At 64.9% G+C, this 22,198-nt stretch carries 22 protein-coding genes; 19 read left to right on the top strand and 3 right to left on the bottom strand.

Annotated elements, in window-relative coordinates; all coding sequences use genetic code 11:
* Positions 1–24 precede the first annotated feature (24 nt).
* A complete protein-coding gene (locus tag LXM94_RS13225; RefSeq protein WP_235771932.1) occupies positions 25–996 on the top strand; it encodes a 2-hydroxyacid dehydrogenase in 972 nt (323 codons plus the stop codon).
* 79 nt (positions 997–1,075) lie between these two features.
* On the opposite strand, the gene LXM94_RS13220 is transcribed toward LXM94_RS13225, so the two are convergent.
* Positions 1,076–1,426 (bottom strand): hypothetical protein, encoded by a 351-nt coding sequence (locus LXM94_RS13220; protein ID WP_235771930.1) that lies wholly within the window; start codon positions 1,424–1,426, stop codon positions 1,076–1,078.
* On the opposite strand from LXM94_RS13220, the gene LXM94_RS13215 reads away from it, so the two are divergent.
* The 4 genes from LXM94_RS13215 to LXM94_RS13200 all read left to right on the top strand — a co-directional run bounded on the left by LXM94_RS13215 (position 1,419) and on the right by LXM94_RS13200 (position 5,098).
* Positions 1,419–1,694 (top strand): hypothetical protein, encoded by a 276-nt coding sequence (locus tag LXM94_RS13215; RefSeq protein ID WP_235771929.1) that lies wholly within the window; start codon positions 1,419–1,421, stop codon positions 1,692–1,694. The genes LXM94_RS13220 and LXM94_RS13215 overlap by 8 nt on opposite strands.
* Positions 1,695–1,914: 220 nt before the next feature.
* Positions 1,915–2,853 (top strand): N-acetylneuraminate synthase family protein, encoded by a 939-nt coding sequence (locus LXM94_RS13210; RefSeq protein WP_235771928.1) that lies wholly within the window; start codon positions 1,915–1,917, stop codon positions 2,851–2,853.
* 1 nt (position 2,854) lies between these two features.
* Positions 2,855–4,030, top strand: coding sequence for an acylneuraminate cytidylyltransferase (locus LXM94_RS13205; RefSeq protein ID WP_235771927.1), 1,176 nt, complete (start codon positions 2,855–2,857; stop codon positions 4,028–4,030).
* Between the two features lie 171 nt (positions 4,031–4,201).
* Positions 4,202–5,098: a hypothetical protein gene (locus LXM94_RS13200; RefSeq protein WP_235771925.1), complete on the top strand. Its 897-nt coding sequence runs from the start codon at positions 4,202–4,204 to the stop codon at positions 5,096–5,098.
* A 33-nt stretch (positions 5,099–5,131) separates the two neighbouring features.
* Here LXM94_RS13200 and LXM94_RS13195 read toward each other — a convergent pair whose 3' ends face one another.
* Positions 5,132–6,049 carry a response regulator gene (locus tag LXM94_RS13195; RefSeq protein WP_235771924.1) on the bottom strand — a complete coding sequence of 306 codons (918 nt, stop codon included), beginning with the start codon at positions 6,047–6,049 and terminating at the stop codon, positions 5,132–5,134.
* Positions 6,046–9,420 (bottom strand): hybrid sensor histidine kinase/response regulator, encoded by a 3,375-nt coding sequence (locus LXM94_RS13190; protein ID WP_235771923.1) that lies wholly within the window; start codon positions 9,418–9,420, stop codon positions 6,046–6,048. The genes LXM94_RS13195 and LXM94_RS13190 overlap by 4 nt, the downstream gene beginning before the upstream one ends.
* 215 nt (positions 9,421–9,635) lie before the next feature.
* Here LXM94_RS13190 and urtA point away from each other — a divergent pair, with 215 nt between their 5' ends.
* From urtA to LXM94_RS13120, 14 genes are all read left to right on the top strand, one after another.
* Positions 9,636–10,928 carry an urea ABC transporter substrate-binding protein gene (urtA, locus tag LXM94_RS13185; RefSeq protein ID WP_235771922.1) on the top strand — a complete coding sequence of 431 codons (1,293 nt, stop codon included), beginning with the start codon at positions 9,636–9,638 and terminating at the stop codon, positions 10,926–10,928.
* Between the two features lie 168 nt (positions 10,929–11,096).
* Positions 11,097–12,728 (top strand): urea ABC transporter permease subunit UrtB, encoded by a 1,632-nt coding sequence (urtB, locus tag LXM94_RS13180; RefSeq protein ID WP_235771921.1) that lies wholly within the window; start codon positions 11,097–11,099, stop codon positions 12,726–12,728.
* Positions 12,725–13,888, top strand: a complete 1,164-nt coding sequence (gene urtC / locus LXM94_RS13175; protein ID WP_235771919.1) for an urea ABC transporter permease subunit UrtC — start codon at positions 12,725–12,727, stop codon at positions 13,886–13,888. The genes urtB and urtC overlap by 4 nt, the downstream gene beginning before the upstream one ends.
* 5 nt (positions 13,889–13,893) lie before the next feature.
* Positions 13,894–14,649: an urea ABC transporter ATP-binding protein UrtD gene (gene urtD / locus LXM94_RS13170; RefSeq protein ID WP_235771918.1), complete on the top strand. Its 756-nt coding sequence runs from the start codon at positions 13,894–13,896 to the stop codon at positions 14,647–14,649.
* 235 nt (positions 14,650–14,884) lie between these two features.
* A complete protein-coding gene (urtE, locus tag LXM94_RS13165; RefSeq protein ID WP_235771917.1) occupies positions 14,885–15,580 on the top strand; it encodes an urea ABC transporter ATP-binding subunit UrtE in 696 nt (231 codons plus the stop codon).
* Between the two features lie 140 nt (positions 15,581–15,720).
* Complete coding sequence (locus LXM94_RS13160) at positions 15,721–16,707, top strand: alpha/beta hydrolase family esterase (protein ID WP_235771915.1); 987 nt, start codon at positions 15,721–15,723, stop codon at positions 16,705–16,707.
* A gap of 37 nt (positions 16,708–16,744) precedes the next feature.
* Positions 16,745–17,560 (top strand): urease accessory protein UreD, encoded by an 816-nt coding sequence (locus LXM94_RS13155; RefSeq protein ID WP_235771914.1) that lies wholly within the window; start codon positions 16,745–16,747, stop codon positions 17,558–17,560.
* Between the two features lie 19 nt (positions 17,561–17,579).
* Positions 17,580–17,882 (top strand): urease subunit gamma, encoded by a 303-nt coding sequence (locus LXM94_RS13150; RefSeq protein ID WP_235771912.1) that lies wholly within the window; start codon positions 17,580–17,582, stop codon positions 17,880–17,882.
* Between the two features lie 4 nt (positions 17,883–17,886).
* A complete protein-coding gene (locus tag LXM94_RS13145) occupies positions 17,887–18,141 on the top strand; it encodes a DUF1272 domain-containing protein (RefSeq protein WP_235771911.1) in 255 nt (84 codons plus the stop codon).
* 12 nt (positions 18,142–18,153) lie between these two features.
* Positions 18,154–18,459 (top strand): urease subunit beta, encoded by a 306-nt coding sequence (locus LXM94_RS13140; protein WP_235771909.1) that lies wholly within the window; start codon positions 18,154–18,156, stop codon positions 18,457–18,459.
* 1 nt (position 18,460) lies between these two features.
* On the top strand, positions 18,461–18,892 hold the full coding sequence (locus tag LXM94_RS13135; RefSeq protein ID WP_408015640.1) for a lysozyme inhibitor LprI family protein: 432 nt from the start codon (positions 18,461–18,463) through the stop codon (positions 18,890–18,892).
* Between the two features lie 14 nt (positions 18,893–18,906).
* Positions 18,907–19,560 carry a glycosyltransferase family 29 protein gene (locus LXM94_RS13130; protein WP_235771908.1) on the top strand — a complete coding sequence of 218 codons (654 nt, stop codon included), beginning with the start codon at positions 18,907–18,909 and terminating at the stop codon, positions 19,558–19,560.
* A 4-nt stretch (positions 19,561–19,564) separates the two neighbouring features.
* Positions 19,565–21,277 (top strand): urease subunit alpha, encoded by a 1,713-nt coding sequence (gene ureC, locus LXM94_RS13125; protein WP_235771907.1) that lies wholly within the window; start codon positions 19,565–19,567, stop codon positions 21,275–21,277.
* Between the two features lie 96 nt (positions 21,278–21,373).
* A partial coding sequence (locus LXM94_RS13120; protein ID WP_235771906.1) for a GGDEF domain-containing protein occupies positions 21,374–22,198 on the top strand: 825 nt, incomplete at its 3' end.

The following is a 22,198-nucleotide window of genomic DNA, read 5'->3' as shown; positions in this document are numbered from 1 at the left end:
CGGGAGGAACACGAGGAGGCCGACATGGCGAAACCGAAGGTGCTGGTGACGCGCCGCTGGCCGGAAGCAGTGGAGGCCGTTCTTTCGGAGCGCTTCGACGTGACCCTCAATCCCGCCGACGTGCCCCTCGACCAGGCGGCGCTCGGCCGGGCACTGGCCGCACACGACGCCATCCTTCCGACCGTCTCGGACCGGCTGCCGGCGGAGCTGTTCGTGCCCGGGTCGCTCCGCGCCCGGTTCATCGGCAATTTCGGCGTCGGCTACAATCATATCGACGTTGCGGCCGCGCGGGCAAAAGGGATCACGGTCACCAACACGCCGGGCGTGCTGACGGACTGCACTGCCGACATCGCCATGACGTTGCTGCTTATGGCGGCGCGCCGTGCCGGGGAGGGTGAGCGGGAACTGCGTTCGGGAAACTGGACGGGCTGGCGCCCGACGCACATGATCGGCGCCAGGGTAACCGGCAAGACGCTTGGAATCATCGGTTTCGGTCGGATCGGCAGAGCGATGGCGAAACGCTGTCGTTTCGGCTTCGACATTGATGTGGTCTTCTATAACCGCTCGACGGTGGATCCCGCAGAAGCGGCCCGCCTCGGCGCGCGGCAGCTTGCGACGGTGGACGAGGTGCTGGGCATCTCCGACTTCGTGTCGCTCCATTGCCCCGGTGGTGGCGAAAACACGCATCTCATCGACCGGCGGCGGCTCTCGCTGATGCGCCGCTCCGCGTTCCTGATCAACACGGCACGCGGCGATGTCGTCGACGAGGCGGCCCTCGTCGACGTGCTGCAAAGGGGCGGGATCCGCGGCGCCGGGCTCGATGTCTACGAAAACGAACCGCGTGTGCCGGCCGCGCTTGCAGCAATGGACAACGTCGTTCTTCTGCCGCATCTCGGCAGCGCGACGGAGGAGACGCGTGTGGCGATGGGCATGAAGGTGGTGGAAAACGCTTCCGCATTTTTCGCCGGACAGGTGCCGCCGGATCGCGTCGCCTGACGCAACGACAGATGCAAATATGTATCACCTCTCGCTAATGTCCGCGATGGCGGGGCCGACATCTGGCTGTCATATATTGTCAGACGACGAGAATCAGAAGAGTATGCACAAATATAAGGCAGACGTGATTGGCGCCCATTGATTGGGCGATCATCCTATCGCGTACTGGAATCGGCACGCGCCGGCGAGGAGAGGGCCGTTGCCGATCGATGCCGGTCCGGCAGCACTGCGCCGGGCGGGTTTCCGGGAAGAACGCTTCAAGGGGAGGAACAACTGGATTGTCCCCAACCAGGAGGCGTCGCATGAGCATATCCCGAGTGTTTTCTGCCAATGCCACTGAAATCGTTGCCATTGTCCGGCCATCGAGGATGACCATTCCGGCATGGCGCTCCGGCGTTTTTCTCGCCGGGTTAGCGGCCGCAATGGCCATTCCCGCGCACAAGGTCCGGGCCCATGACGCGCCGTCGGGCTGGAGCTATCCCTATTCCTGTTGCTCGGACAACGACTGCCGGCCGGTGGCGACAAAATCCATCAGCGAGAAGCCGGGCGGTTATGTCGTCAATGTCACGGGTGAGGTCGTCCCCTATACCGACACCCGCGTGCGTGTCTCGCCGGACGGGGAGTTCCACTGGTGCTCCGTCGCCGGCAAGGAGAAGGGCAGGACGATCTGTCTCTTCGTGCCGCCACGGGCGTTCTGAGATAGGCCAGGGGGCAAAAAAGACGGCCGGTTCGCCAGTGCGGGGCGTGACCCTGTCCCGTGTGCGAACCGCCGTGAACCCCCGATCCCTTGCGGTTGAATCGCCTATTGCCCTATGCTAAAGCGCAGAGCCCGCCGAACATCGTCGGGATTGCTGGCGCCTGCACGTTGAATGGGTCTTTCCTGTCCGGCGGGTCAATGGGATCAAGGAAAGAGAGATCATGACAGTCTCGAATGAAATCCGGGTGATTGCGGAAATCGGCTGCAATCACATGGGCAGCATGGATACCGCGAAGGAGCTGATCGGCGTTGCGGCAAAGGTTTGCGGTGCGCATGTTGCGAAGTTCCAGAAGCGCCACAACCGCGAACTTCTGACGCCCGAGGAATACAACAAGCCGCACCCGGTTCCGGCCAATTCCTATGGCAAGACCTATGGCGAGCATCGCGAATTCCTGGAGTTCTCGGCCGGCCAGCACAAGGAGCTGCAGGAAGAGTGCCGCATGGTCGGCATCGACTATTCGACGTCGGTGTGGGACCTGACCTCGGCGCAGGAGATCGCGGCGCTGAAGCCGAACCTCATCAAGCTTCCGTCTGCGACGAATCAGCACTACGTGCTGCAGGACTTCCTGTGCAAGAATTTCGACGGTGAGATCCATGTCTCGACCGGCATGACGACGCATGACGAGACCGACCGTCTCGTGGCGTTCTACGAGGAGCGCGGCCGCGCCAAGGACCTGGTGCTCTACGCCTGCACCTCGGGCTATCCGGTGGCCTTCCCGGACATCTGCGTTCTCGAGATCAACCGCCTGCAGGAACGCTACGGCGACAAGGTGCGCTCGGTGGGCTTCTCCGGGCATCATCTCGGCATCGCCGCCGACATCGCCGCCATGACGGCCGGCATCATCGGCCGCAACATCTACGGCAAGGGGGAGTTCGAATATGTCGAGCGCCACTTCACGCTGGACCGCACCTGGAAGGGCACGGACCATGCCGCGAGCCTGGAGCCGGACGGCCTGCGCCGCCTGTGCCGCGACCTGAAGAACGTACGCCTGGCCGTCGCCTACAAGGACAAGGAAATGCTCGACGTCGAACTCGTCCAGCGCGACAAGCTGAAGTGGCGCGAGGAAAAGCACGGCGCCCAGATCCGCCAAGCGTCCTGACATGAAGGCAGTCGCGGTTATACCCGCCCGGGGAGGCTCCGTCGGCCTTCCCGGAAAGAACATTCGGCCGTTCAACGGTATCCCGTTGGTCGGCCGTACCGTTCTGGCAGCCCGCCAGGCGGAACGGGTGTCCGCGGCCTATGTCTCGTCCGATTCGGAGGAGATCCTTGCCGTCGCCGAACGGCACGGAGGCCGGGCCATCCGGCGCCCGGGCGACATTTCCGGATCGACCGCCAGCTCCGAATCGGCCCTGCTGCACGCGCTTGACGTGCTTGCCGGACAGGGCGAAGAGCCGGACGTGCTCGTCTTCCTGCAATGCACGTCGCCCTTCACGAGCGCCGCGCATGTCGACGCGGTCCTGGCGGCGATGGAAGAGCAGGGGGCCGACAGCGCCTTCAGCGCCGTCGAGGACCACGGCTTCATCTGGCAGATCGGCGCCGACGGGGCGGCGGAAGGCATCACTCATGATCACACGAAACCGCGCCAGCGCCGCCAGGACATGACGCCGCGCTACCGCGAAAACGGCGCGATCTACGCGATGCGCGTGCCGGCGTTCAGAGCCCAGGGCAATCGTTTCTGCGGCCGCAGCATCCTCGTTCCGATGGACGTGCCGACGGTGGAGATCGACACGCCCGAGGACTGGCGGATCGCCGAGGCGATCGCGCGTGCCGGCGACGGGCAGCGTCACCGGCTCGCATCCCGCAGCATCAAGGCGGTGGTCACCGATTTCGACGGCGTGCATACCGACGACCGCGTGCTGGTCGGTGCCGATGGCGACGAATATGTGCAATGCAGCCGCAGCGACGGCATGGGCATCGAGCATCTGCGCAAGCACGGCCTCAAGCTGCTGGTGCTGTCGCGCGAGCAGAATGCCGTCGTCCGCGCCCGTGCCGCGAAACTGCACATGGAGGTTCAGCACCACGTGCTCGACAAGCTGCCGGCGCTCGACGCATGGCGCGCCGAGAACGGGCTGGAATGGTCGGAAATCGCCTATATCGGCAACGACATCAATGATCTCGACTGCATGCGGGCCTGCGGCGTAAGTTTCGCGCCTGCGGATGCGCATGTGCAGGCGCGTGGCGCAGCGACCGTTGTCCTTGCGCACGAGGGTGGACGCGGCGCGCTGCGGGAAATGAGCGAAATCCTGATCGGCGAGGGCGTTCTCGCCGAAGGGTGACCGGCCTTCTGGCGGTGGCGGGTGCGCCCGTCCCTTGCCTGGGCCGTATAAGTGGGGAAAGCGGTGTCCCGCCGGGGCTGGACAGACCGCACATGAATGACAAGAGCCGACCGGGGGACCCTTGACGGTCGCCGGCCGCCGACATTCGCCTGTAAAGGGGCGGTTAAACGCATGCAAGAAACGACCAATCCCGCCGGCACCATTGTTCTTCATCTCGGCGCCCACAAGACCGGAACGACGCTGATCCAGGATTACATGCGGCTGAACACGCCGCTCCTGATGCGCAACGGCGTTTCCTTCGTGCCCCGGCGCCGCACCTTCGACCTCTTCGGGTTCGGCGATGCGGCAAAGGTGACCGCGGGGGTGGAAACCTTGCGGCAGGACGTCGCCAATGCCTGGGATGCCGGCTGCCGGCATTTCATCATCTCGCATGAGGACATGCTCGGACGGCCGGTCATGGCGGGCCGTGACGGGCTCTATCCCAGAAAGCACCAGGCACTCGGCGCACTTGCCCGCGAATATGGCGAGGACGAGGTGGTCATCGTCTTCTATCTGCGACACCAGGACGAATTCATCGAGAGCTATTATCTGCAGCGGATCAACGAAGGTGCCGCGATGAGCTTCGACGAGTGGCTCGGCGGCATCGACACCACGAAGCTCTCCTGGAGGACGGTGCTCGATTCCATCCGTGACGCCTTCCCCAAGGCGAAGATCGAAGTGCGGATGTTCGCGGACGAGATCTCCGGCGGGCAGAGCCGCTTCATCGAGCGGTTCTTTTCCTGTTTCGGGACGTTCGACCGGGAGGCCTTCGAGGACTTCGCCTTCGACAATTCCGTCAATATCTCGCTGGGTGACAAGGGGCTGGAAATGGCCCTGCACATCAACCGCGTGGTTACCACCAAGAAAGAGCGGGAACTCGTCCGCCGGTTCCTGCAAACGCATTTCTCGAACCGCGACTACCCGCGGCCGGTTCTTCTCGGGCCTGAGCAACGCGAGGCACTGCGCAACATCTACGCGGCCGAGAATGCGCGGCTCGTCAACACGCCTCCGGTCAAGGAAGCGTCCTGACGGCATTTCCGATCGGCAGAACCGCCGACGGCGTCACACCTCGTGCAGCACATGCGCGGCCTTGACCGCGGCGGACGCCCTGTTCTCGACGCCGAGCTTCACATAGATCTGTTCGAGATGTTTGGTGACGGTGCGCGCGCTCAGGCCGAGGATCTCGCCGATATCGCGGTTGGACTTGCCCTTGGCGATCCACAGCAGCACCTCGGATTCGCGTTGAGTGAGCACGAAATGCTGGCGCAGGATCTCGTCGTCGGACATCTTGTTTTCCGCAGTCAGGCGGAAGAGATATTCGTCGGCGCCGATCGCGCCCAGAAAGGCGAGCTGGAGGCTCGCCTGGCCCGCGTGGCGTATCGCGAAGCTGCTGTCGCGTGCCTGGCCGCGCCCTTCGCGCATCCATCGCGCGATATGGCTGACGACGGTGTCGAGTCCCTCGTCGCTGCCGGTTGCCGCATTGACGAGCCGCGTCGCCTGCGGTGTCGACCAGCGGATGCTGCCGTCGCCGCGCACCGCGAGCAGGTGGCGTCCGGCAGCGTCCAGCGCGACGCGTGCGCTCTGCGCCGATCGGGCATTCGAGAGATGCACGCGGATGCGGGCGCGAAGTTCGTCGATATTGATCGGCTTCGTCAGATAGTCGACGCCGCCCGCCTCGAGCGCGCGCACGACGTGTTCCGTCTCGGTCAGTCCGGTCATGAAGACAACCGGAACCTGGCTGATCGCGGCGTCCGCCTTCAGCCTCCGGCAGGTCTCGAATCCGTCCATGCCGGGCATGACGGCGTCGAGCAGGATGATGTCCGGCGTGATCCGGTCGACGATATTGAGGGCCGAGGCGCCGGAGGTCGCAATCAGCACCGAGAAGCCGGACTGTTCCAGTGCCTCGGTGAGGAAGCCGAGCGCCTCCGGCGAATCGTCCACGAGAAGCACGATGTCGCGCGGGCTGCCGGTCTCGGTCACGGACGGTCCATCCTCTCGCTGTCAAGCGCCTTCAGGAATGTGTCGTAGCCCGCCAGATCGAAGACCTGGACATAGGACCGAACCGCATCCGCAAAGGGGCGATGGCGCGGCTGGCGGGCGATCTCGGCGAGTTTCGCCTCGATGCCCTTGATGTAGCCGATTTCCCCAAGCCGGATCAACTCCTGCACGTCCTCGCGGCCCGGATTGACGATCCGGTCGAGTGTCGTCGCCCGGCGGTTCGTCTCGTCGTCATAGACCCAGTCGAGGCCGATGTGGATCGCGAGCTTGTCGGTGAGCTGGCGGATGTCGAAGGGTTTGGCCAGCGTGTCGTTGTGGCCGTTTTGGGCCATGGCGCTGCCGTCGCCGATATTGGCCGACAGCATGACGATCGGGGCCGGATGGCCGAGATCGCGGAGCTTCGTCACGAGTTCCCAGCCGCTCATGCCGGGCATGGAAATGTCGATCAGGAAAAGGTCCGGCCGGATGCCTTCGATCAGCGCGAGGCACTCCGCGCCGCTTGCCGCCGTCAAAAGCACGAAGTTGAGAGACCCGAGCACCTCGCGCATCAGGTCGCGGTGGTCGGCATTGTCGTCAACGACGACGATGGTGCGCCGCGGGCCGGTATACCCCCGGATGTGGCGGACGGGATTCTTGAGTGCGGCAGGCCGCTCGATCGCCGACAGCATCAGCCGCACCTTGAAGACGGTGCCCGCACCCGGCTCGCTGGTGACGGCGATCTCTCCACCCAGCGTCTGGGTCAGGAGGCGGGTGATCGTCAGCCCGAGGCCGAGCCCCGGCATGCGGCCGTGCTCGGCCGCACCGCGCTGGAAGGGCTCGAAGATGCGCGGCAGGTCCTTCGCCGAGATGCCGCGGCCGGTGTCGCTGATCGTGAAGGTGGCCACCTGGCTGCGGTAGTCGACACCGATGCCGATCTCGCCCTTCTCGGTGAACTTCAGCGCATTGGAGAGCAGGTTGACGAGGATCTGCCGGAGCCGCTTCTCGTCGGCGCGGACATAGGTCGGCAGGTTGACGGAACGGCGGTGTTCGAACGCGACGCCCTTCGCCTGCGCCTGCGGCCGGAACATGTCGACGATCTGGTCCAGGAAGTCATGGATGTTGATTTCGTTCGAATAGACCTGCAGCTTGCCGGCCTCGATCTTGGAAATGTCGAGCAGGCCGTCGATCAGGCCGGAGAGATGTTCGGCGCTGCGCTTGATGACCTTGATCGCACCCTGGCGCGGCGCAGGGATGGTGTCGTCCCGTTCGAGGATCTGGGCATAGCCGAGGACGGCATTGAGCGGCGTGCGGAGCTCGTGGCTGAGGCCCACCACATAGCGGCTCTTGGCGCGGTTTGCGGCTTCTGCGGTCTCCTTGGCCTGCTGGAGCGCCGCGTCCGTCTTCTTGTGGGCTGCGATCTCCTTGAGGAGAAGCGTGTTCTGGCGCGACGACTCCTCTTCGGCCACGACCCGGCTGTCGTGCGCCAGCACGTAGAACCAGCAGACGACGCCGGCAACGACGGCGAAGACGAAGAAGACGATCGCCACCGTGCGCTCGACGACGACGGCGGTTTCCGGGGAGCCGGCGCCGGCCTGGTGGGCGATCATCGCCAGGATGACGCCGATGCCGGTGATCGAGAGCACCGCCGAGATGCCGTACCGGCCGAGGCGGGTAGCGAGAACATTCGTCACCGGTTCCGGCAGTACAATCTTCGCGACGCTCGCGACCTGTGCGTTGAAGCGGGCCTTCGGCTTGCACATGTCATGGCAGCGGCTGTCAAGCGAACAGCAGAGCGAACAGATCGGCGCGGCATAGGCCGGGCACCAGGCCATATCCTCCGGCTCGAACGGATGCTCGCAGATCGAGCAGGTGATCGACGGTTTCAGGTGCCAGCTCCTGCGCGGCTTGCGCGCGAGGTAGTATTTGCCGTCCGTCGCCCATGCGATGGCCGGCGAGGCGACGAAAGCGACGACGGCCGCGATATAGGGGGCGAGCGAGGCCGCGATGTCGCCGAAGGCGCCGAAATGCGCCGCAAGCGCAACCATGGCCGACAACGCCATGGCGCCGAGGCCGACCGGGTTGATGTCGTAGAGATGGGCGCGCTTGAACTCGATGCCGGGCGGTGCAAGGCCGAGCGGTTTGTTGACGAAGAGATCGGCGGAGATCGTGCAGAGCCAGGCCATGGCGATGATCGAGAAGACGCCGAGCGTCTCCTCGAGCAGCCGGTAGATGCCGAGCTCCATCAGGAGAAGGGCGATCACCACGTTGAAGACGAGCCAGATGACGCGGCCCGGATGGCTGTGCGTCAGGCGCGAGAAGAAGTTCGACCAGGCGAGCGAGCCCGCATAGGCGTTCATCACATTGATCTTCAACTGCGAGACCACCACGAAGGCGACCATCAGCAGCATCGCCGCCATGTCCCACGGGATCATGTAGCCGAAGGCGGTGTAGTACATCTGTGCCGGATCGGCCGCCCGGGTGGAGGGGACGCCGGCTGAAAGCGCCAGCACCACCAGAAAGGAGCCCGCGATCAGCTTGGGCGCACCGACGATCACCCAGCCGGAGCCGGCGAGAAAGACGGCGATGCGGTGATGCAGCTTGCGCTGCCCGTCCGGCGGCAGAAAGCGCAGGAAGTCCACCTGTTCGCCGATCTGCGCCATCAGCGCGAAGATGACGGCCGAAGCCGCACCGAACTCGACGATATTGAAGGCCGCATAGGTGCCCGGCGGGCCGGAGGCGTGGTGCAGGCCGGAATAGGCGAGCCATTCGCCGACCTTCTCCCAGTCGGCGAAGGCGATGAAGACGAAGGGCAGGATGTTGAGAATGATCCAGAAGGGCTGGGTGACGAGCTGGAACTTCGAGATCAGCCGGACGCCGTGGGTGACGAGCGGGATGACCACGACCGACGAGATGATGTAGCCGATCCAGAGCGGGATGCCGAGCGCAAGCTCCAGCGCGCCCGACATGATGGACGCCTCGATCGCGAAAAGGATGAAGGTGAAGCTTGCATAGATCAGTGAGGTCAGTGTCGAGCCGATATAGCCGAAGCTCGCGCCGCGCGTGAGCAGGTCGATGTCGACGCCGTGGCGGATCGCGTAGCGGCTGATCGGCAGGCCGACGACGAGGATCATCAGGCTCGCGACGAGGATGGCGGCAATCGCATTCGTCGTGCCGTAGGACATGGTGATCGCGCCGCCGATCGCCTCCAGCGCGAGGAAGGAGATGGCGCCGATCGCTGTCTGCGAAATCCGGTCGGACGAGAAGCGCCGCGCGCTTTTTGCGGTGAAGCGGAGCGCATAGTCCTCCAGCGTCTGGTTTGCGACCCAGCGATTGTACTCGCGGCGGATCGGAATGATGCGCTGGCGTGCGGCCATGGTCCCCTGCGTTCCGTCATGTCTCCGTCATCTTCGTAACACAGTTGCGGAGGCGGCAAAATTGGTGCGGTGCCGAAAAGCTGCGTGGTTGCCCCCGGTAACTACGTAGAATGACGTATGTGCAGTGCAGCGCGGCTGGCGGATAGTTCTTTAAGCAACGGTTAAAAACAACTTCCGCCCCGTTGCGGCCAAGAGAACTAGAGGGGTTCAATCCGATGTCCATCAAGGCGCGCGCCGCCGGCGCACTGCTCGCAGCCATTCTTTCGACCACCGCGTTCCACGGCGCCTTCGCCGCCGATGACACGATCAAGGTCGGCATTCTCCACTCGCTGTCCGGCACGATGGCGATCTCCGAGACGACGCTCAAGGACGCCATGCTCATGCTCATCGAGGAGCAGAACAAGAAGGGCGGTCTTCTCGGCAAGCAACTCGAGGCCGTCGTCGTCGACCCGGCCTCCGACTGGCCGCTCTTCGCCGAAAAGGCGCGCGAGCTGGTCTCGGTCAACAAGGTCTCGGCCGTTTTCGGCTGCTGGACCTCGGTCTCGCGCAAATCGGTTCTTCCGGTCTTCGAAGAGCTGAACTCGATCCTCTTCTACCCCGTCCAGTACGAGGGTGAGGAAAGCCAGCGCAACGTCTTCTACACGGGGGCGGCGCCGAACCAGCAGGCGATTCCTGCGGTCGACTACCTGATGGAGAGCGAAGGCGTCGAGCGCTGGGTTCTCGCCGGTACCGACTATGTCTATCCGCGCACGACCAACAAGATCCTCGAGGCCTACCTGATCGCCAAGGGCGTCGCGCCCGAGGACATCATGATCAACTACACGCCGTTCGGCCATTCCGACTGGCAGACGATCGTGTCCGACATCAAGACCTTCGGTTCGGCCGGCAAGAAGACCGCCGTCGTTTCGACGATCAACGGCGACGCCAATGTTCCCTTCTACAAGGAACTCGGCAACCAGGGCATCAAGGCCGAGGACATCCCGGTCGTCGCCTTCTCGGTCGGTGAAGAAGAGCTCGCCGGCCTCGACACGACCCCGCTCGTCGGGCATCTCGCCGCCTGGAACTACTTCCAGTCCGTCGACAATCCGGCGAATGCCGAGTTCATCAAGACCTGGAAGGCGTTCACCAAGAACGACAAGCGCGTCACCAACGACCCGATGGAAGCCCATTACATCGGCTTCAACATGTGGCTGAAGGCGGTCGAAAAGGCCGGCACCACCGACACCGACGCCGTGCTCGACGCCCTGATCGGCGTCTCCGTTCCGAACCTGTCGGGCGGCTACTCCACCATGATGCCGAACCACCACATCACGAAGCCCGTGCTCATCGGTGAAATCCAGGCAGACGGTCAGTTCGAGACAGTCTGGGAAACGCCCGGCCTCGTGGTCGGCGACGAGTGGTCCGATTTCCTGCCGGACTCCAAGGACCTGATCTCCGATTGGCGTGCGCCGATGTCCTGCGGCAACTTCAATGTTGCAACCGGCAAGTGCGGCGGCAAGGGTTCCTGATCGCTGCCTGGGGCGACCGGGCCCGACACGAGCGGCCTATTGGTGCCGGACGTTTCGGCTTTCAACGAAGCATCCCGGGGTTACTCCCGGGGTGCTCCGGCTCTTCCAACCCGCGCCGTTGAGCGCTCGAGCAATTCGGGCCCGTTCCGGCGACGTGAGGGCAAGACCATGCATGTGGGGCTGACTTACCGTTTCATCCAGTTTCTTTTCGTGGCGTTCTGCGTCGCCCTGACCGTCGTGGCGACGGATGTGCGGGCGCAGGAAGACCTCCGCGGCAGGTTCAATGCGCTCGGCGAGGGCAGTTTCCAGGAGAATGCCAAGCAGATCGAGGCGCTTGCGGCAAGCGGCGATGCAGCGATCGTGCCGGCGCTCGAAGCCTATGCGGAGGGCGACCTCTACCAGCGCAAGTCAGACAAGCAGGTCTTCGCGGTCAAGCCGGCGGGCTCCAACTTCATTCTGATCGACCCGGTCACCGGGGCTGAGGCGGGCGAGGAAGCGAAATCCGCCTTGACGAAGATCCGGGTCAACAACAGCCTCCGCCGCACCATTCGCGCCGCCATCGGCAGCCTCACCCTGATGAGCCCGGACAGCAATGTCCGCCTTCAGGCCGCCCAGACGATCCTGCGCACCCCGACGGCGGATGCGGTCGCGCCGCTCGAGGCGGCTATCGCCGGTGAAGCCAGCCCGGCGGTAAAGACGGTGCTGCAACAGGCACGTGCCGCCTCCGTCCTCGTCTCCGACCGGTCTGTCGAGGAAAAGAAGTCGGCCGTCGCGGCGATCGTCGCGCTCGGCGGGCGCGATTCACTCTCCCTGCTGTCCGGTGCGCGCGCCAGTGCCGACCCGGCGCTGCTGCCGGACATCGGGGCGGGCATCGCGACCATCGAAGGCAGCCTGGCGATTTGGGGAGCCGGGCAGAATGTCTGGTACGGATTGTCGCTCGGCTCCGTTCTGCTGCTCGCCGCGATCGGCCTCGCCATCACTTTCGGCGTCATGGGCATCATCAACATGGCGCATGGCGAGATGGTGATGCTCGGGGCCTACACCACCTTCGTCGTGCAGGACATCATCCGCACATCCTTCCCCGGCCTCTTCGACTGGTCGCTGGCGATCGCGCTGCCGCTTGCCTTCCTGGTGACCGGCTTCGTCGGTCTCGTCATGGAGCGCGGCATCATCCGCTTCCTGTACGGCCGGCCGCTCGAAACGCTGCTCGCCACCTGGGGCGTGTCGCTCATCCTACAGCAGGCCGTGCGGTCGATCTTCGGCCCGACGAATCAGGAGGTCGGCAATCCGTCCTGGATGTCCGGCGCCTTCCAGATCGGCGAGATGACGGTCACCTGGAACCGCATGTGGATCATCGTCTTCGCGCTTGCCGTCTTCTCCGCCCTTCTCTTCCTCCTGAAGAAGACGCCAATGGGCCTGCAGATGCGCGCCGTGACGCAGAACCGGCGCATGGCCTCGTCCATGGGCATCCGTACGCCCTGGGTCGACGCGCTGACCTTCGCGCTCGGCTCCGGCATCGCCGGCATCGCCGGTGTGGCGCTCAGCCAGATCGACAACGTCTCGCCCAATCTCGGCCAGGGCTACATCATCGACAGCTTCATGGTCGTGGTGTTCGGCGGCGTCGGCAATCTCTGGGGCACGCTCGTCGGCGCCTTCACGCTCGGCATCCTCAACAAGTTCCTCGAACCCTATGCGGGGGCGGTTCTCGGCAAGATCCTTGTTCTCGTCCTCATCATCCTCTTCATCCAGAAGCGGCCGCGCGGCCTCTTCGCACTCAAGGGAAGGGCGGTGGAAGCATGATCAGCTCGTTTCTCGCCAAGGCGCTCGGGCGCAATATCGTCATTGCCGTCGCCATCCTGCTGGCCTTTGCCGCACTCGTTCCGGCGCTCAACCTGCTGACGTCGCCGGACCATGCGCTGCATGTGCCGACCTACATGGTGTCGCTCTTCGGCAAGTACCTGACCTATGCGCTGCTGGCGCTGGCGCTTGATCTCGTCTGGGGCTTCTGCGGCATCCTTTCGCTCGGCCACGCCGCCTTCTTCGCACTCGGCGGCTACGCGATGGGCATGTACCTGATGCGCCAGATCGGTGCGCGCGGCTCCTACGGCAATCCGCTCCTGCCGGACTTTATGGTGTTCCTCAACTGGAAGGAACTGCCCTGGTTCTGGTACGGTTTCGACATGTTCTGGTTCGCGGCGCTGATGGTCGTCGTCGTGCCCGGCCTGCTCGCCTTCGTCTTCGGCTGGTTCGCCTTCCGCTCGCGCGTCAACGGCGTCTATCTGTCGATCATCACCCAGGCGATGACCTTCGCCCTGCTGCTCGCCTTCTTCCGCAACGACATGGGCTTCGGCGGCAACAACGGCCTGACCGACTTCAAGGACATCCTCGGCTTCAACATCCAGGCCGACGGCACCCGCGCCGTGCTCTTCGCGGCCTCCGCCATCGCACTCGCGGTGTCACTGATCATCACGTCGGGCATCGTGCGGTCGAAATACGGCAAGATCCTCGTCGGCGTCAGGGACGCCGAAAGCCGCACGCGTTTCCTCGGTTACCGGGTCGAGCACATGAAGCTCTTCGCCTTCGTCGTCTCCGCCATGATGGCCGGTGTCGCGGGTGCGCTTTATGTGCCGCAGGTCGGCATCATCAATCCCGGCGAGTTCGATCCGGCCAATTCCATCGAGGTTGTCATCTGGACGGCGGTCGGCGGGCGCGGCACGCTGATCGGCCCGATCATCGGGGCGATCCTGGTCAACGGCGGAAAGAGCATCTTTACCGCCGCCTTCCCGGAATTCTGGCTCTTTGCGCTCGGCGGGCTCTTCGTTTTCGTAACCCTCTTCCTGCCGAAGGGCATTGTCGGCACGGTTCAGCAGTATCTTGCCCGCCGCAAGGAATACCGCGATGCGGCGGACGTTGAGAAGAATCGCAGCCTGCCGGCTGCCGAACCCCTGGCTGCGGAGTGACGACCATGGAAGACACGGCAAAACCCCGCAGCATCCTCTATCTCGACGGTGTTTCCGTCTCCTTCGACGGCTTCAAGGCGCTGAACTCGCTGTCCTTCGTCGTCGAACCCGGCGAGCTTCGCGCCATCATCGGCCCGAACGGCGCCGGCAAGACGACAATGATGGACATCATCACCGGCAAGACGCGACCGGACGAGGGCGCAGTCTTTTTCAAGGGTACGATCGACCTTACCCAGAAAGACGAGGCGGATATCGCCCAGCTCGGCATCGGCCGGAAGTTCCAGAAACCGACCGTCTTCGAAAGCCATACGGTCTGGGACAATATCGAGCTGGCCCTCAACCGGAACCGCGGCGTCTTCGCGACGCTGTTCTACCGGCTCAGCACGCAGGACAAGGCGCGCATCGAGGAAATCCTTTCGACCGTGCGGCTGATGAACCGCAAGGACGACCTCGCGGCCAACCTCAGCCATGGCCAGAAGCAGTGGCTGGAAATCGGCATGCTGCTCGCGCAGGAACCGGAACTGCTGCTTGTCGACGAGCCCGTCGCCGGCATGACGGACGCCGAGACGGCGGAGACGGCGATCCTGCTCAAGGAGATCGCCAAGACCCGCTCCGTCGTCGTCGTCGAGCACGACATGGGCTTCATCCGCGACCTCGGCGTCAAGGTGACCTGCCTTGCCGAAGGCTCGGTGCTCGCCGAAGGCTCCATCGACTTCGTCAGCGCCGACCAGAAGGTCATCGAAAACTATCTGGGGCGATGACCATGCGATCGGTGTTCTTTTCCCTGGCGTTTGAACTTCCCTCGCCACCACCGGGCGTCGCCCTCCCGAGCCAGACGTTCGAATGGGGGGCCACCTCTTCTCCCGTTCATGGCGGCAACGGGCGCGACGTGCTTGAGAACATGATGGGCCGCACCGGGGCGACCTCGCTCTCAGAGGCGGCGATGCCTGGCGCTGCGGTGGGGGGCGAGGCGTCCCATTCGAACGGAGATCATCCATGCTGACGGTCGAAAAAGCCAATCTGCACTACGGCGCCGCACAGGCGCTGCGCGGCATCTCCATCAAGGCCGAGATGGGCAAGATCACCTGCGTGCTGGGGCGAAACGGCGTCGGCAAATCGAGCCTGCTGCGTGCCATCACCGGCCAGCACCCGCTGTCGGCCGGCAGCGTCACCTTCAACGACGTGAAACTCGACGGCATGGCGCCCTACAACCGTGCCAAGCAGGGCATCGGCTACGTGCCGCAGGGGCGCGAGATCTTCCCGCTCCTGACGGTCAAGGAAAATCTCGAGTCCGGCTACGCGCCGCTGAAGCGCTCGGAGCGCTCGATCCCGGACGACATCTTCAGCCTGTTCCCGGTGCTGCAGTCGATGCTCGGCCGGCGTGGCGGCGATCTTTCGGGCGGCCAGCAGCAGCAGCTCGCCATCGGCCGGGCGCTGGTGACACGTCCCAAAATCCTCGTGCTCGACGAGCCGACCGAAGGGATCCAGCCGTCGATCATCAAGGATATCGGGCGCGCCATCAAATACCTGCGGGATTCGACCGGCATGGCGATCCTGCTCGTCGAGCAGTATCTCGACTTCTGCCGCGAGCTTGCGGACTATGTCTACATCATGGACCGGGGCGAAATTGTCCATGAGGGCGCGGCCGAAACGCTTGACACGCCGGAAGCACGCCGGCATCTGACGGTGTGATGATGGCAAAACCGATGTCCTGCGTGACCGGGTCCGAAAGCGGGCCGCGATGCCAAGCCGTCCAAGATCAGCAGTGACAAGGCGATTGAATGGACACACGACTGTTGCGTGGCCGCTTGCGGCCTGAGGGTCCCGTCCGCGTGACCGCGACGGGACTGCTCCTCCTGCTCGGCTTTGCGTCGCCGGGGCTGGCCGCGGGATGCGGCGAGCCGGTGGAGGCCGGACGGCATGAATTCACGGTGACATCCGGCGGCGTTGAGCGGCTGGCGCTCGTGCAGATCCCGCCCGCCTATGACGGAAAGTCGAAGCTCGCCGTCGTCTTCGACTTCCACGGCAGCAATTCGAGCCCGGCCGGACAGTTCCGCCGCAGCGGTTGGAGCGCCCTGGCCGACCGCGAGGGCTTCGTCGCCGTTGCGCTCGCAGGCAGTCTCGAGGGCAAGTTCCCCGGCACGCATGCCTGGAACGTTCCGGGCGTCACGGCAGGCGGTGCGCTCGACGACGAGCGCTTCATTCAGGACGCCGTGAAGGCCGCCAAGGACAGCTATTGCATCGACCCGACGCGGATCTACGCATCGGGCTATTCCGGCGGCGGGCGCATGCTCTCCCAGTATGTCTGCAACGGCCATCCGGATTTTGCCGCGGCAGGATTCGTCATGGGGCTGAGGGCCGGCCATCCGGTCGAGCGCGATGGCGTCTGGCAGCCGGACGTCGCGACCTGCAAGCCGGGCAATCCGATCTCGATCATCGCCTTTTCCGGCATGAAGGACGTGACGAACCCGTTCAAGGGCGGCGGCAAGCCCTATTGGCAGTATGGCGGCGAACTGGCGCTGCAGCGCTGGGCGGAACTCGACGGCTGCGAGGGCAAGGGCAATGTCATGACCGACGCGGCGATGACCGCGTTGTCGTACCAGACCTGTGCGGGCGGCGCCCGCATCCACTCCTACCTGCTCAAGGAAAACACCCATGCCTGGCCGGCGCGCAGCGTGCTCTTCCGCACCTTCGACGCCAATGGCAAGGTGACGTCCGAGCGGGACGCGACGGGCCGGATGTGGGACTTCTTCAGGAACACGCGCTCGCCCGCGGATATGCCGCTGACGGCGGGCGACGCGACGGAACGGTCCGGCTGAGCCGGATGGCGGCCATGGGGTTGCAAGAGGGGGAACGGTGCAGGCAGACGGACAAAGGGCGCAGCGCGCGCGGGGAACGGGCAGGCTCGTGACGAAGACCCTTGCGGGCCGCACGCGGCTCGACAGGTTCTACCAGGAAGGTTGCGCCAAGATCCGCCTGCCGCAGAGCTTCGACGCCGCCATGGAGGCGGTGCTGATCAACACCGCCGGCGGACTGACCGGCGGCGATCATCTCGACTGGCATTTCGACGCGGCCGCCGGCACGCGGCTTGTCCTGACGACCCAGGCCTGCGAACGGGTCTACAAGGCGATGGCCGGCACGGCGACCGTCGAGGTTGTGATCCGCGTCGCTTCCGGCGCGCGGGCCGACTGGCTGCCGCAGGAAACCATCCTCTTCGATCGCGCCTCGATGACGCGCCGGCTGTCCGTCGAGCTTGCCGAGGACGCCGAGTTCCTCGCGGTCGAAGCGGTGCTGCTCGGCCGCAAGGCGATGGGCGAGGCCATGGAGACGGGTCTTTTCCGCGATAGCTGGCGCGTGCGGCGCGAGGGCCGGCTCGTCCACGCCGAGGAGGCGCGGCTCTCCGGGGACGTTGCCGCGCTTTCGGCCCGCAGGGCAGTGCTCGACGGCAACTGCGCCTTCGCCACGATACTCTTCTGCAGCCCGCGCGCGGAGGCCATGATCGCGCCGCTGCGGCGGGAGTTCGGCGATCGGATCGCGGGCTTAAGTGTCTGGCAGGACAAGCTTGTCGCCCGCCTTGTCGCCGCAGACGGTTTCAGTTTGAGAAAAATGCTCATTCCGGTCATTTCGCACTTGCGGAATGGCGGCGCTGTGCCGAAAGTCTGGACTCTGTAATCGAAGCGGACGGAAACCGATGAACCTCACTCCTCGCGAAAAGGACAAACTGCTGATCGCCATGGCGGCCATCGTCGCCCGCAAGCGGCTGGAGCGCGGCGTCAAGCTCAACCATCCGGAGGCGATCGCGCTGATCACGGATTTCGTCGTCGAGGGCGCGCGCGACGGACGTCCCGTCGCGGAGCTGATGGAGGCCGGCGCCCATGTCATCAGCCGCGACCAGGTGATGCAGGGCATCCCCGAGATGATCCACGACATCCAGATCGAGGCGACGTTTCCCGACGGCACCAAGCTCGTCACCGTCCACGAACCGATCCGGTGACGCCATGCTGGAGCTTCGGCCGAACTGCGAATGCTGTGACCGTGACCTGCCGCCGGAAAGCCGCGAGGCGATGATCTGCACGTTCGAGTGCACATTCTGCGCCGGTTGCGCCGTGGGCGTCCTTGCCGGCACGTGCCCGAACTGCGGCGGCGAACTTGTCCGCCGGCCGGTCCGTCCGGCCGTGAAACTCGAAACGTATCCGGCATCGACCAGACGCGTCCTGAAGGCCGAGGGCTGCGTGCCCGCCAAGGTCGCGTGAAAGGGGAAGATCATGATTCCAGGTGAAGTCATCGCCGCGAGCGGCGACATCGAGCTCAATGCCGGCCTGCCGGTCATCGAGATCGAGGTGTCCAACACCGGCGACCGGCCGGTGCAGGTCGGCAGCCACTACCATTTCTTCGAGACCAATCCGGGCCTTTCCTTCGAGCGTGCCAGGGCGCACGGCATGCGGCTCGACATCCCGGCGGGAACCGCAGTGCGTTTCGAGCCCGGCCAGACCCGTACGGTCAGGCTCATTCCCTTCGCCGGAAAGCGCGCGGTCTACGGCTTCCGGCAGGGCGTGATGGGAAAGCTCTGACATGACGCATTTCCGGCATCTCCTCGCGGCCGGCATGCTCTGCGTTCTCGCAGGCGCTGTGCTTGCTCAGGATGCCGAACCCGAGATCGATTGCGAAAATGCGATGGCGCAGCAGGATATGAACTACTGCGCCGGCAAGGATTTCGAGGCGGCCGATGCCGAGCTCAATGCGGCCTACAAGCAGGCGATGGCCGCGATGCGCGAGACCGACAGGGAGTTGGGCGAGATCAGCAAGACCTATGTCGGTGCCGTCGAGGCGCTGAAGAAGGCGCAGCGCGCCTGGATCGGCTACCGCGACGGCGAGTGCGAGCTTGCGGGTTTCGACGCGCGCGGCGGATCGATGGAGCCGATGCTCGTCTCCGGCTGCCGTGCGGAAATGACACGCAAGCGTACGGTCGAGCTCAAGGCGCTTTACCAGAACGACGGCAACTGACGGCGGAGGCGGGGGTGACGAAGGCGCGGACCATTGCGATCGTCGGAAACGGCAGTGTCCCGGAGGGAGCCGCCGCCCGGATCGACGCGGCCGATCTCGTCGTCCGCTTCAACGACTGCCGCACCGTCGGCCCGGCGGGACGCAGGACCGACATCGTCGCCGTCTGCAACACCGGCCGGCCGGCGCTCGCGATGCTTGCCGGCGGCGCCTGGAAAGGCAGCGAGCCCGTCCGCATGGCGTCGGAATTCTGGGGCGTGCGCGATCCGGCGACCTTTGCCGCCATGCGTGGTCCGCTTGGCGAACGCCATCCGGAGCTGGATGATTTCTGCGACGACTACAGCCAGGGTTTTGCAACCTTTGCCGCCACGACGAAGCGGTCCTTCCGCCTCGTCCCCGGTTCGGTCCACACGGCGCTCGACATGCAGCTCGCCGCTTTCGCGCCAGCGCCCTACGTCGTGCCGAGTTCCGGCCTCGTGGTCGTCGCCGACGTGCTGGAGGGCCTTGCCGGCGCGGGCGACAGCGTGCTGCTTGCAGGCTTCGGCCATCAGGGCTGGCAATGGCACCCCCTTGCGGCGGAGAGGCGCTGGGTCGACGGTCTCGTTGCCGCCGGCCGGCTTGCCCGCCTCGACAACGAATTGATCGATACCTCTTCCTCCCAAGGAGCCTGAGACCATGTCCTACACGATGTCCCGCGCGGCCTATGCCAACATGTTCGGACCGACGACCGGCGACAGGGTGCGCCTTGCCGATACCGAACTCTTCGCGGAGGTGGAGAAGGATTTTACGACCTATGGCGACGAGGTGAAGTTCGGCGGCGGCAAGGTCATCCGCGACGGCATGGGCCAGAGCCAGGTGACGCGCGCCGACGGCGCGGTCGACACCGTCATCACCAACGCATTGATCATCGACCACTGGGGCATCGTGAAAGCCGACATCGGCCTGAAGGACGGCCGCATCGTCGCGATCGGCAAGGCCGGCAACCCGGACACCCAGCCGGGCGTCGACATCATCGTCGGCCCCGGCACCGAGGCGATCGCGGCCGAGGGCAAGATCATCACCGCCGGCGGCATGGACGCCCATATCCACTTCATCTGCCCGCAGCAGATCGAGGAAGCGCTGATGAGCGGCCTCACCTGCATGCTGGGCGGCGGCACCGGCCCGGCGCATGGCACGCTCGCCACCACCTGCACGCCCGGTCCCTGGCATCTTGCGCGCATGATCGAGGCTGCCGACGCCTTCCCGATGAACCTCGCCTTCGCCGGCAAGGGCAACGCCTCTCTGCCGGGGGCGCTCGTCGAGATGGTGAAGGCCGGCGCCACCTCGCTCAAGCTGCACGAGGATTGGGGCACCACCCCGGCGGCGATCGACTGCTGCCTCTCCGTCGCGGACGAATATGACGTTCAGGTGATGATCCACACGGACACGCTGAACGAGAGCGGCTTCGTCGAGGATACGATCTCGGCGATCAAGGGCCGCACCATCCATGCCTTCCACACGGAGGGTGCCGGCGGCGGTCATGCGCCGGACATCATCAAGATCTGCGGCCAGGCGAACGTCATCCCGTCCTCGACCAACCCGACGCGGCCCTACACGGTCAACACGATCGCCGAGCATCTCGACATGCTGATGGTCTGCCATCACCTGTCGGCTTCGATCCCCGAGGACATCGCCTTCGCCGAAAGCCGCATCCGCAAGGAGACGATCGCCGCGGAGGACATCCTGCACGACATCGGCGCCTTCTCGATCATCTCGTCGGACAGCCAGGCGATGGGCCGCGTCGGCGAGGTGGCGATCCGCACCTGGCAGACGGCCGACAAGATGAAGCGCCAGCGCGGACGGCTCGCCGGCGAGACCGGCGACAACGACAACCTGCGCATCCGCCGCTACATCGCGAAATACACGATCAACCCGGCGATCGCCCACGGCCTCAGCCATGAGATCGGCTCCGTCGAGGTTGGCAAGCGTGCCGATCTCGTGATGTGGAGCCCGGCCTTCTTCGGTGTGAAGCCGGACATGATCCTGCTCGGCGGCACGATTGCCGCAGCCCCCATGGGCGATCCGAACGCCTCGATCCCGACGCCGCAGCCGGTGCATTACCGGCCGATGTTCGGCGCCTACGGCAAGAGCCGGACGAATTCGTCGGTCACCTTCGTCTCGCAGGCGGCGCTCGACATGGGGCTCAAGGGCAGGCTCGGCGTCGCCAAGGAGCTCGTCGCCGTGAAGAACACGCGCGGCGGCATCTCCAAAGCCTCGATGATTCTCAACGACCTGACGCCGCATATCGAGGTGGACCCGGAAACCTACGAGGTGCGGGCCGACGGCGAGCTGCTGACCTGCGAACCGGCGACGGTCCTGCCCATGGCGCAGCGCTATTTCCTGTTCTGAGGCGGGTCCGGACGCGTAAATTTCTAATTATTGAATTAGATCACACTAAAAGAAATTCGCGTAGGGTTCCGGTTCGTTTGATGAACGGAGACGACGATGCGCGGAAGACTTGCGCACTGGATCAGTACCCGGATCGACATGGGCAGCTTCGAATCGCGCGCCGATATCTCGACCTTCGTGCTCTATACGGTGCTGACGGCGACGGTGCTTGCAACGGGCACCTATCTCGCCGCCGCCGCGGTGCTCGCGCATTTCGACCTGCTCCCCTATCCGCTGCCGTCGGCGATTCGCTTCGGCGGCACCACGACCGTCCTGATCGCAGCGAGCGTCACGGCGCTTCTCGCCTGGCTGGTCGGCAGCGCTATTCACGAACTCTCGATTTCCCGTGCCGAATTCGCCCGTCTCAGCCGGACGGATTCCCTGTCCGGCCTGCTCAACCGGCGTGCCTTCCTCGACCAGATGGAGACCGCGAGCGCGCCCGGCTTCCTCGTGCTTTTCGACATCGATCGGTTCAAGACGGTCAACGACCGACACGGCCACGGCATTGGCGATACGGTGCTCCGCTGCGTGTCGGAGGAGCTTGCGCGGACGTTCGGTGCGCCGCATGCCGTCGGCCGCCATGGCGGCGAGGAATTCGCCGTCTTCATAGCGAGTGGCGATCCGGACGATTGTTTTCTTCTCGTGGAGGAAGCCCGCCGGGCGATCTCGGTTCGGCAGGTGCCGGCCGGGGAGGGAACGATCTCCGTGACCATTTCCGCCGGCATCGCGGACCACGCCGGCGACCGGACGATCGATGGTCTCTTCGAGGCGGCCGACCGGGCGCTTTATCTCGCAAAGACGCTCGGCCGCGACCGTGCCGTGCACGAAAGCCAGAGCGAGGATCTGCTCGCGCCGAGTCGCCGGCGCGCCGGGCGCCGCGCC

The sequence above is a fragment of the Rhizobium alarense genome (genome assembly GCF_021555155.1).
Taxonomy (GTDB): Bacteria; Pseudomonadota; Alphaproteobacteria; order Rhizobiales; family Rhizobiaceae; genus Rhizobium_D; species Rhizobium_D alarense.
The sequence above is the reverse complement of the archived record's forward strand: the minus strand, read 5'-3'. Positions and strand labels throughout refer to the sequence as shown.

What these genes read in the sequence shown, in the direction of transcription:
- LXM94_RS13140 (WP_235771909.1), top strand. Translation starts at nt 18,154, where the DNA reads ATGATTCCAGGTGAAGTCATCGCCGCGAGCGGCGACATCGAGCTCAAT.
- urtA (WP_235771922.1), top strand. Translation starts at nt 9,636, where the DNA reads ATGTCCATCAAGGCGCGCGCCGCCGGCGCACTGCTCGCAGCCATTCTT.
- urtE (WP_235771917.1), top strand. Translation starts at nt 14,885, where the DNA reads ATGCTGACGGTCGAAAAAGCCAATCTGCACTACGGCGCCGCACAGGCG.
- LXM94_RS13135 (WP_408015640.1), top strand. Translation starts at nt 18,461, where the DNA reads ATGACGCATTTCCGGCATCTCCTCGCGGCCGGCATGCTCTGCGTTCTC.
- urtD (WP_235771918.1), top strand. Translation starts at nt 13,894, where the DNA reads ATGGAAGACACGGCAAAACCCCGCAGCATCCTCTATCTCGACGGTGTT.
- LXM94_RS13190 (WP_235771923.1), bottom strand. Translation starts at nt 9,420, where the DNA reads ATGGCCGCACGCCAGCGCATCATTCCGATCCGCCGCGAGTACAATCGC.
- LXM94_RS13200 (WP_235771925.1), top strand. Translation starts at nt 4,202, where the DNA reads ATGCAAGAAACGACCAATCCCGCCGGCACCATTGTTCTTCATCTCGGC.
- LXM94_RS13150 (WP_235771912.1), top strand. Translation starts at nt 17,580, where the DNA reads ATGAACCTCACTCCTCGCGAAAAGGACAAACTGCTGATCGCCATGGCG.
- LXM94_RS13145 (WP_235771911.1), top strand. Translation starts at nt 17,887, where the DNA reads ATGCTGGAGCTTCGGCCGAACTGCGAATGCTGTGACCGTGACCTGCCG.
- LXM94_RS13205 (WP_235771927.1), top strand. Translation starts at nt 2,855, where the DNA reads ATGAAGGCAGTCGCGGTTATACCCGCCCGGGGAGGCTCCGTCGGCCTT.
- LXM94_RS13210 (WP_235771928.1), top strand. Translation starts at nt 1,915, where the DNA reads ATGACAGTCTCGAATGAAATCCGGGTGATTGCGGAAATCGGCTGCAAT.
- ureC (WP_235771907.1), top strand. Translation starts at nt 19,565, where the DNA reads ATGTCCTACACGATGTCCCGCGCGGCCTATGCCAACATGTTCGGACCG.
- urtC (WP_235771919.1), top strand. Translation starts at nt 12,725, where the DNA reads ATGATCAGCTCGTTTCTCGCCAAGGCGCTCGGGCGCAATATCGTCATT.
- LXM94_RS13225 (WP_235771932.1), top strand. Translation starts at nt 25, where the DNA reads ATGGCGAAACCGAAGGTGCTGGTGACGCGCCGCTGGCCGGAAGCAGTG.
- LXM94_RS13215 (WP_235771929.1), top strand. Translation starts at nt 1,419, where the DNA reads ATGGCCATTCCCGCGCACAAGGTCCGGGCCCATGACGCGCCGTCGGGC.
- urtB (WP_235771921.1), top strand. Translation starts at nt 11,097, where the DNA reads ATGCATGTGGGGCTGACTTACCGTTTCATCCAGTTTCTTTTCGTGGCG.
- LXM94_RS13220 (WP_235771930.1), bottom strand. Translation starts at nt 1,426, where the DNA reads ATGGCCATTGCGGCCGCTAACCCGGCGAGAAAAACGCCGGAGCGCCAT.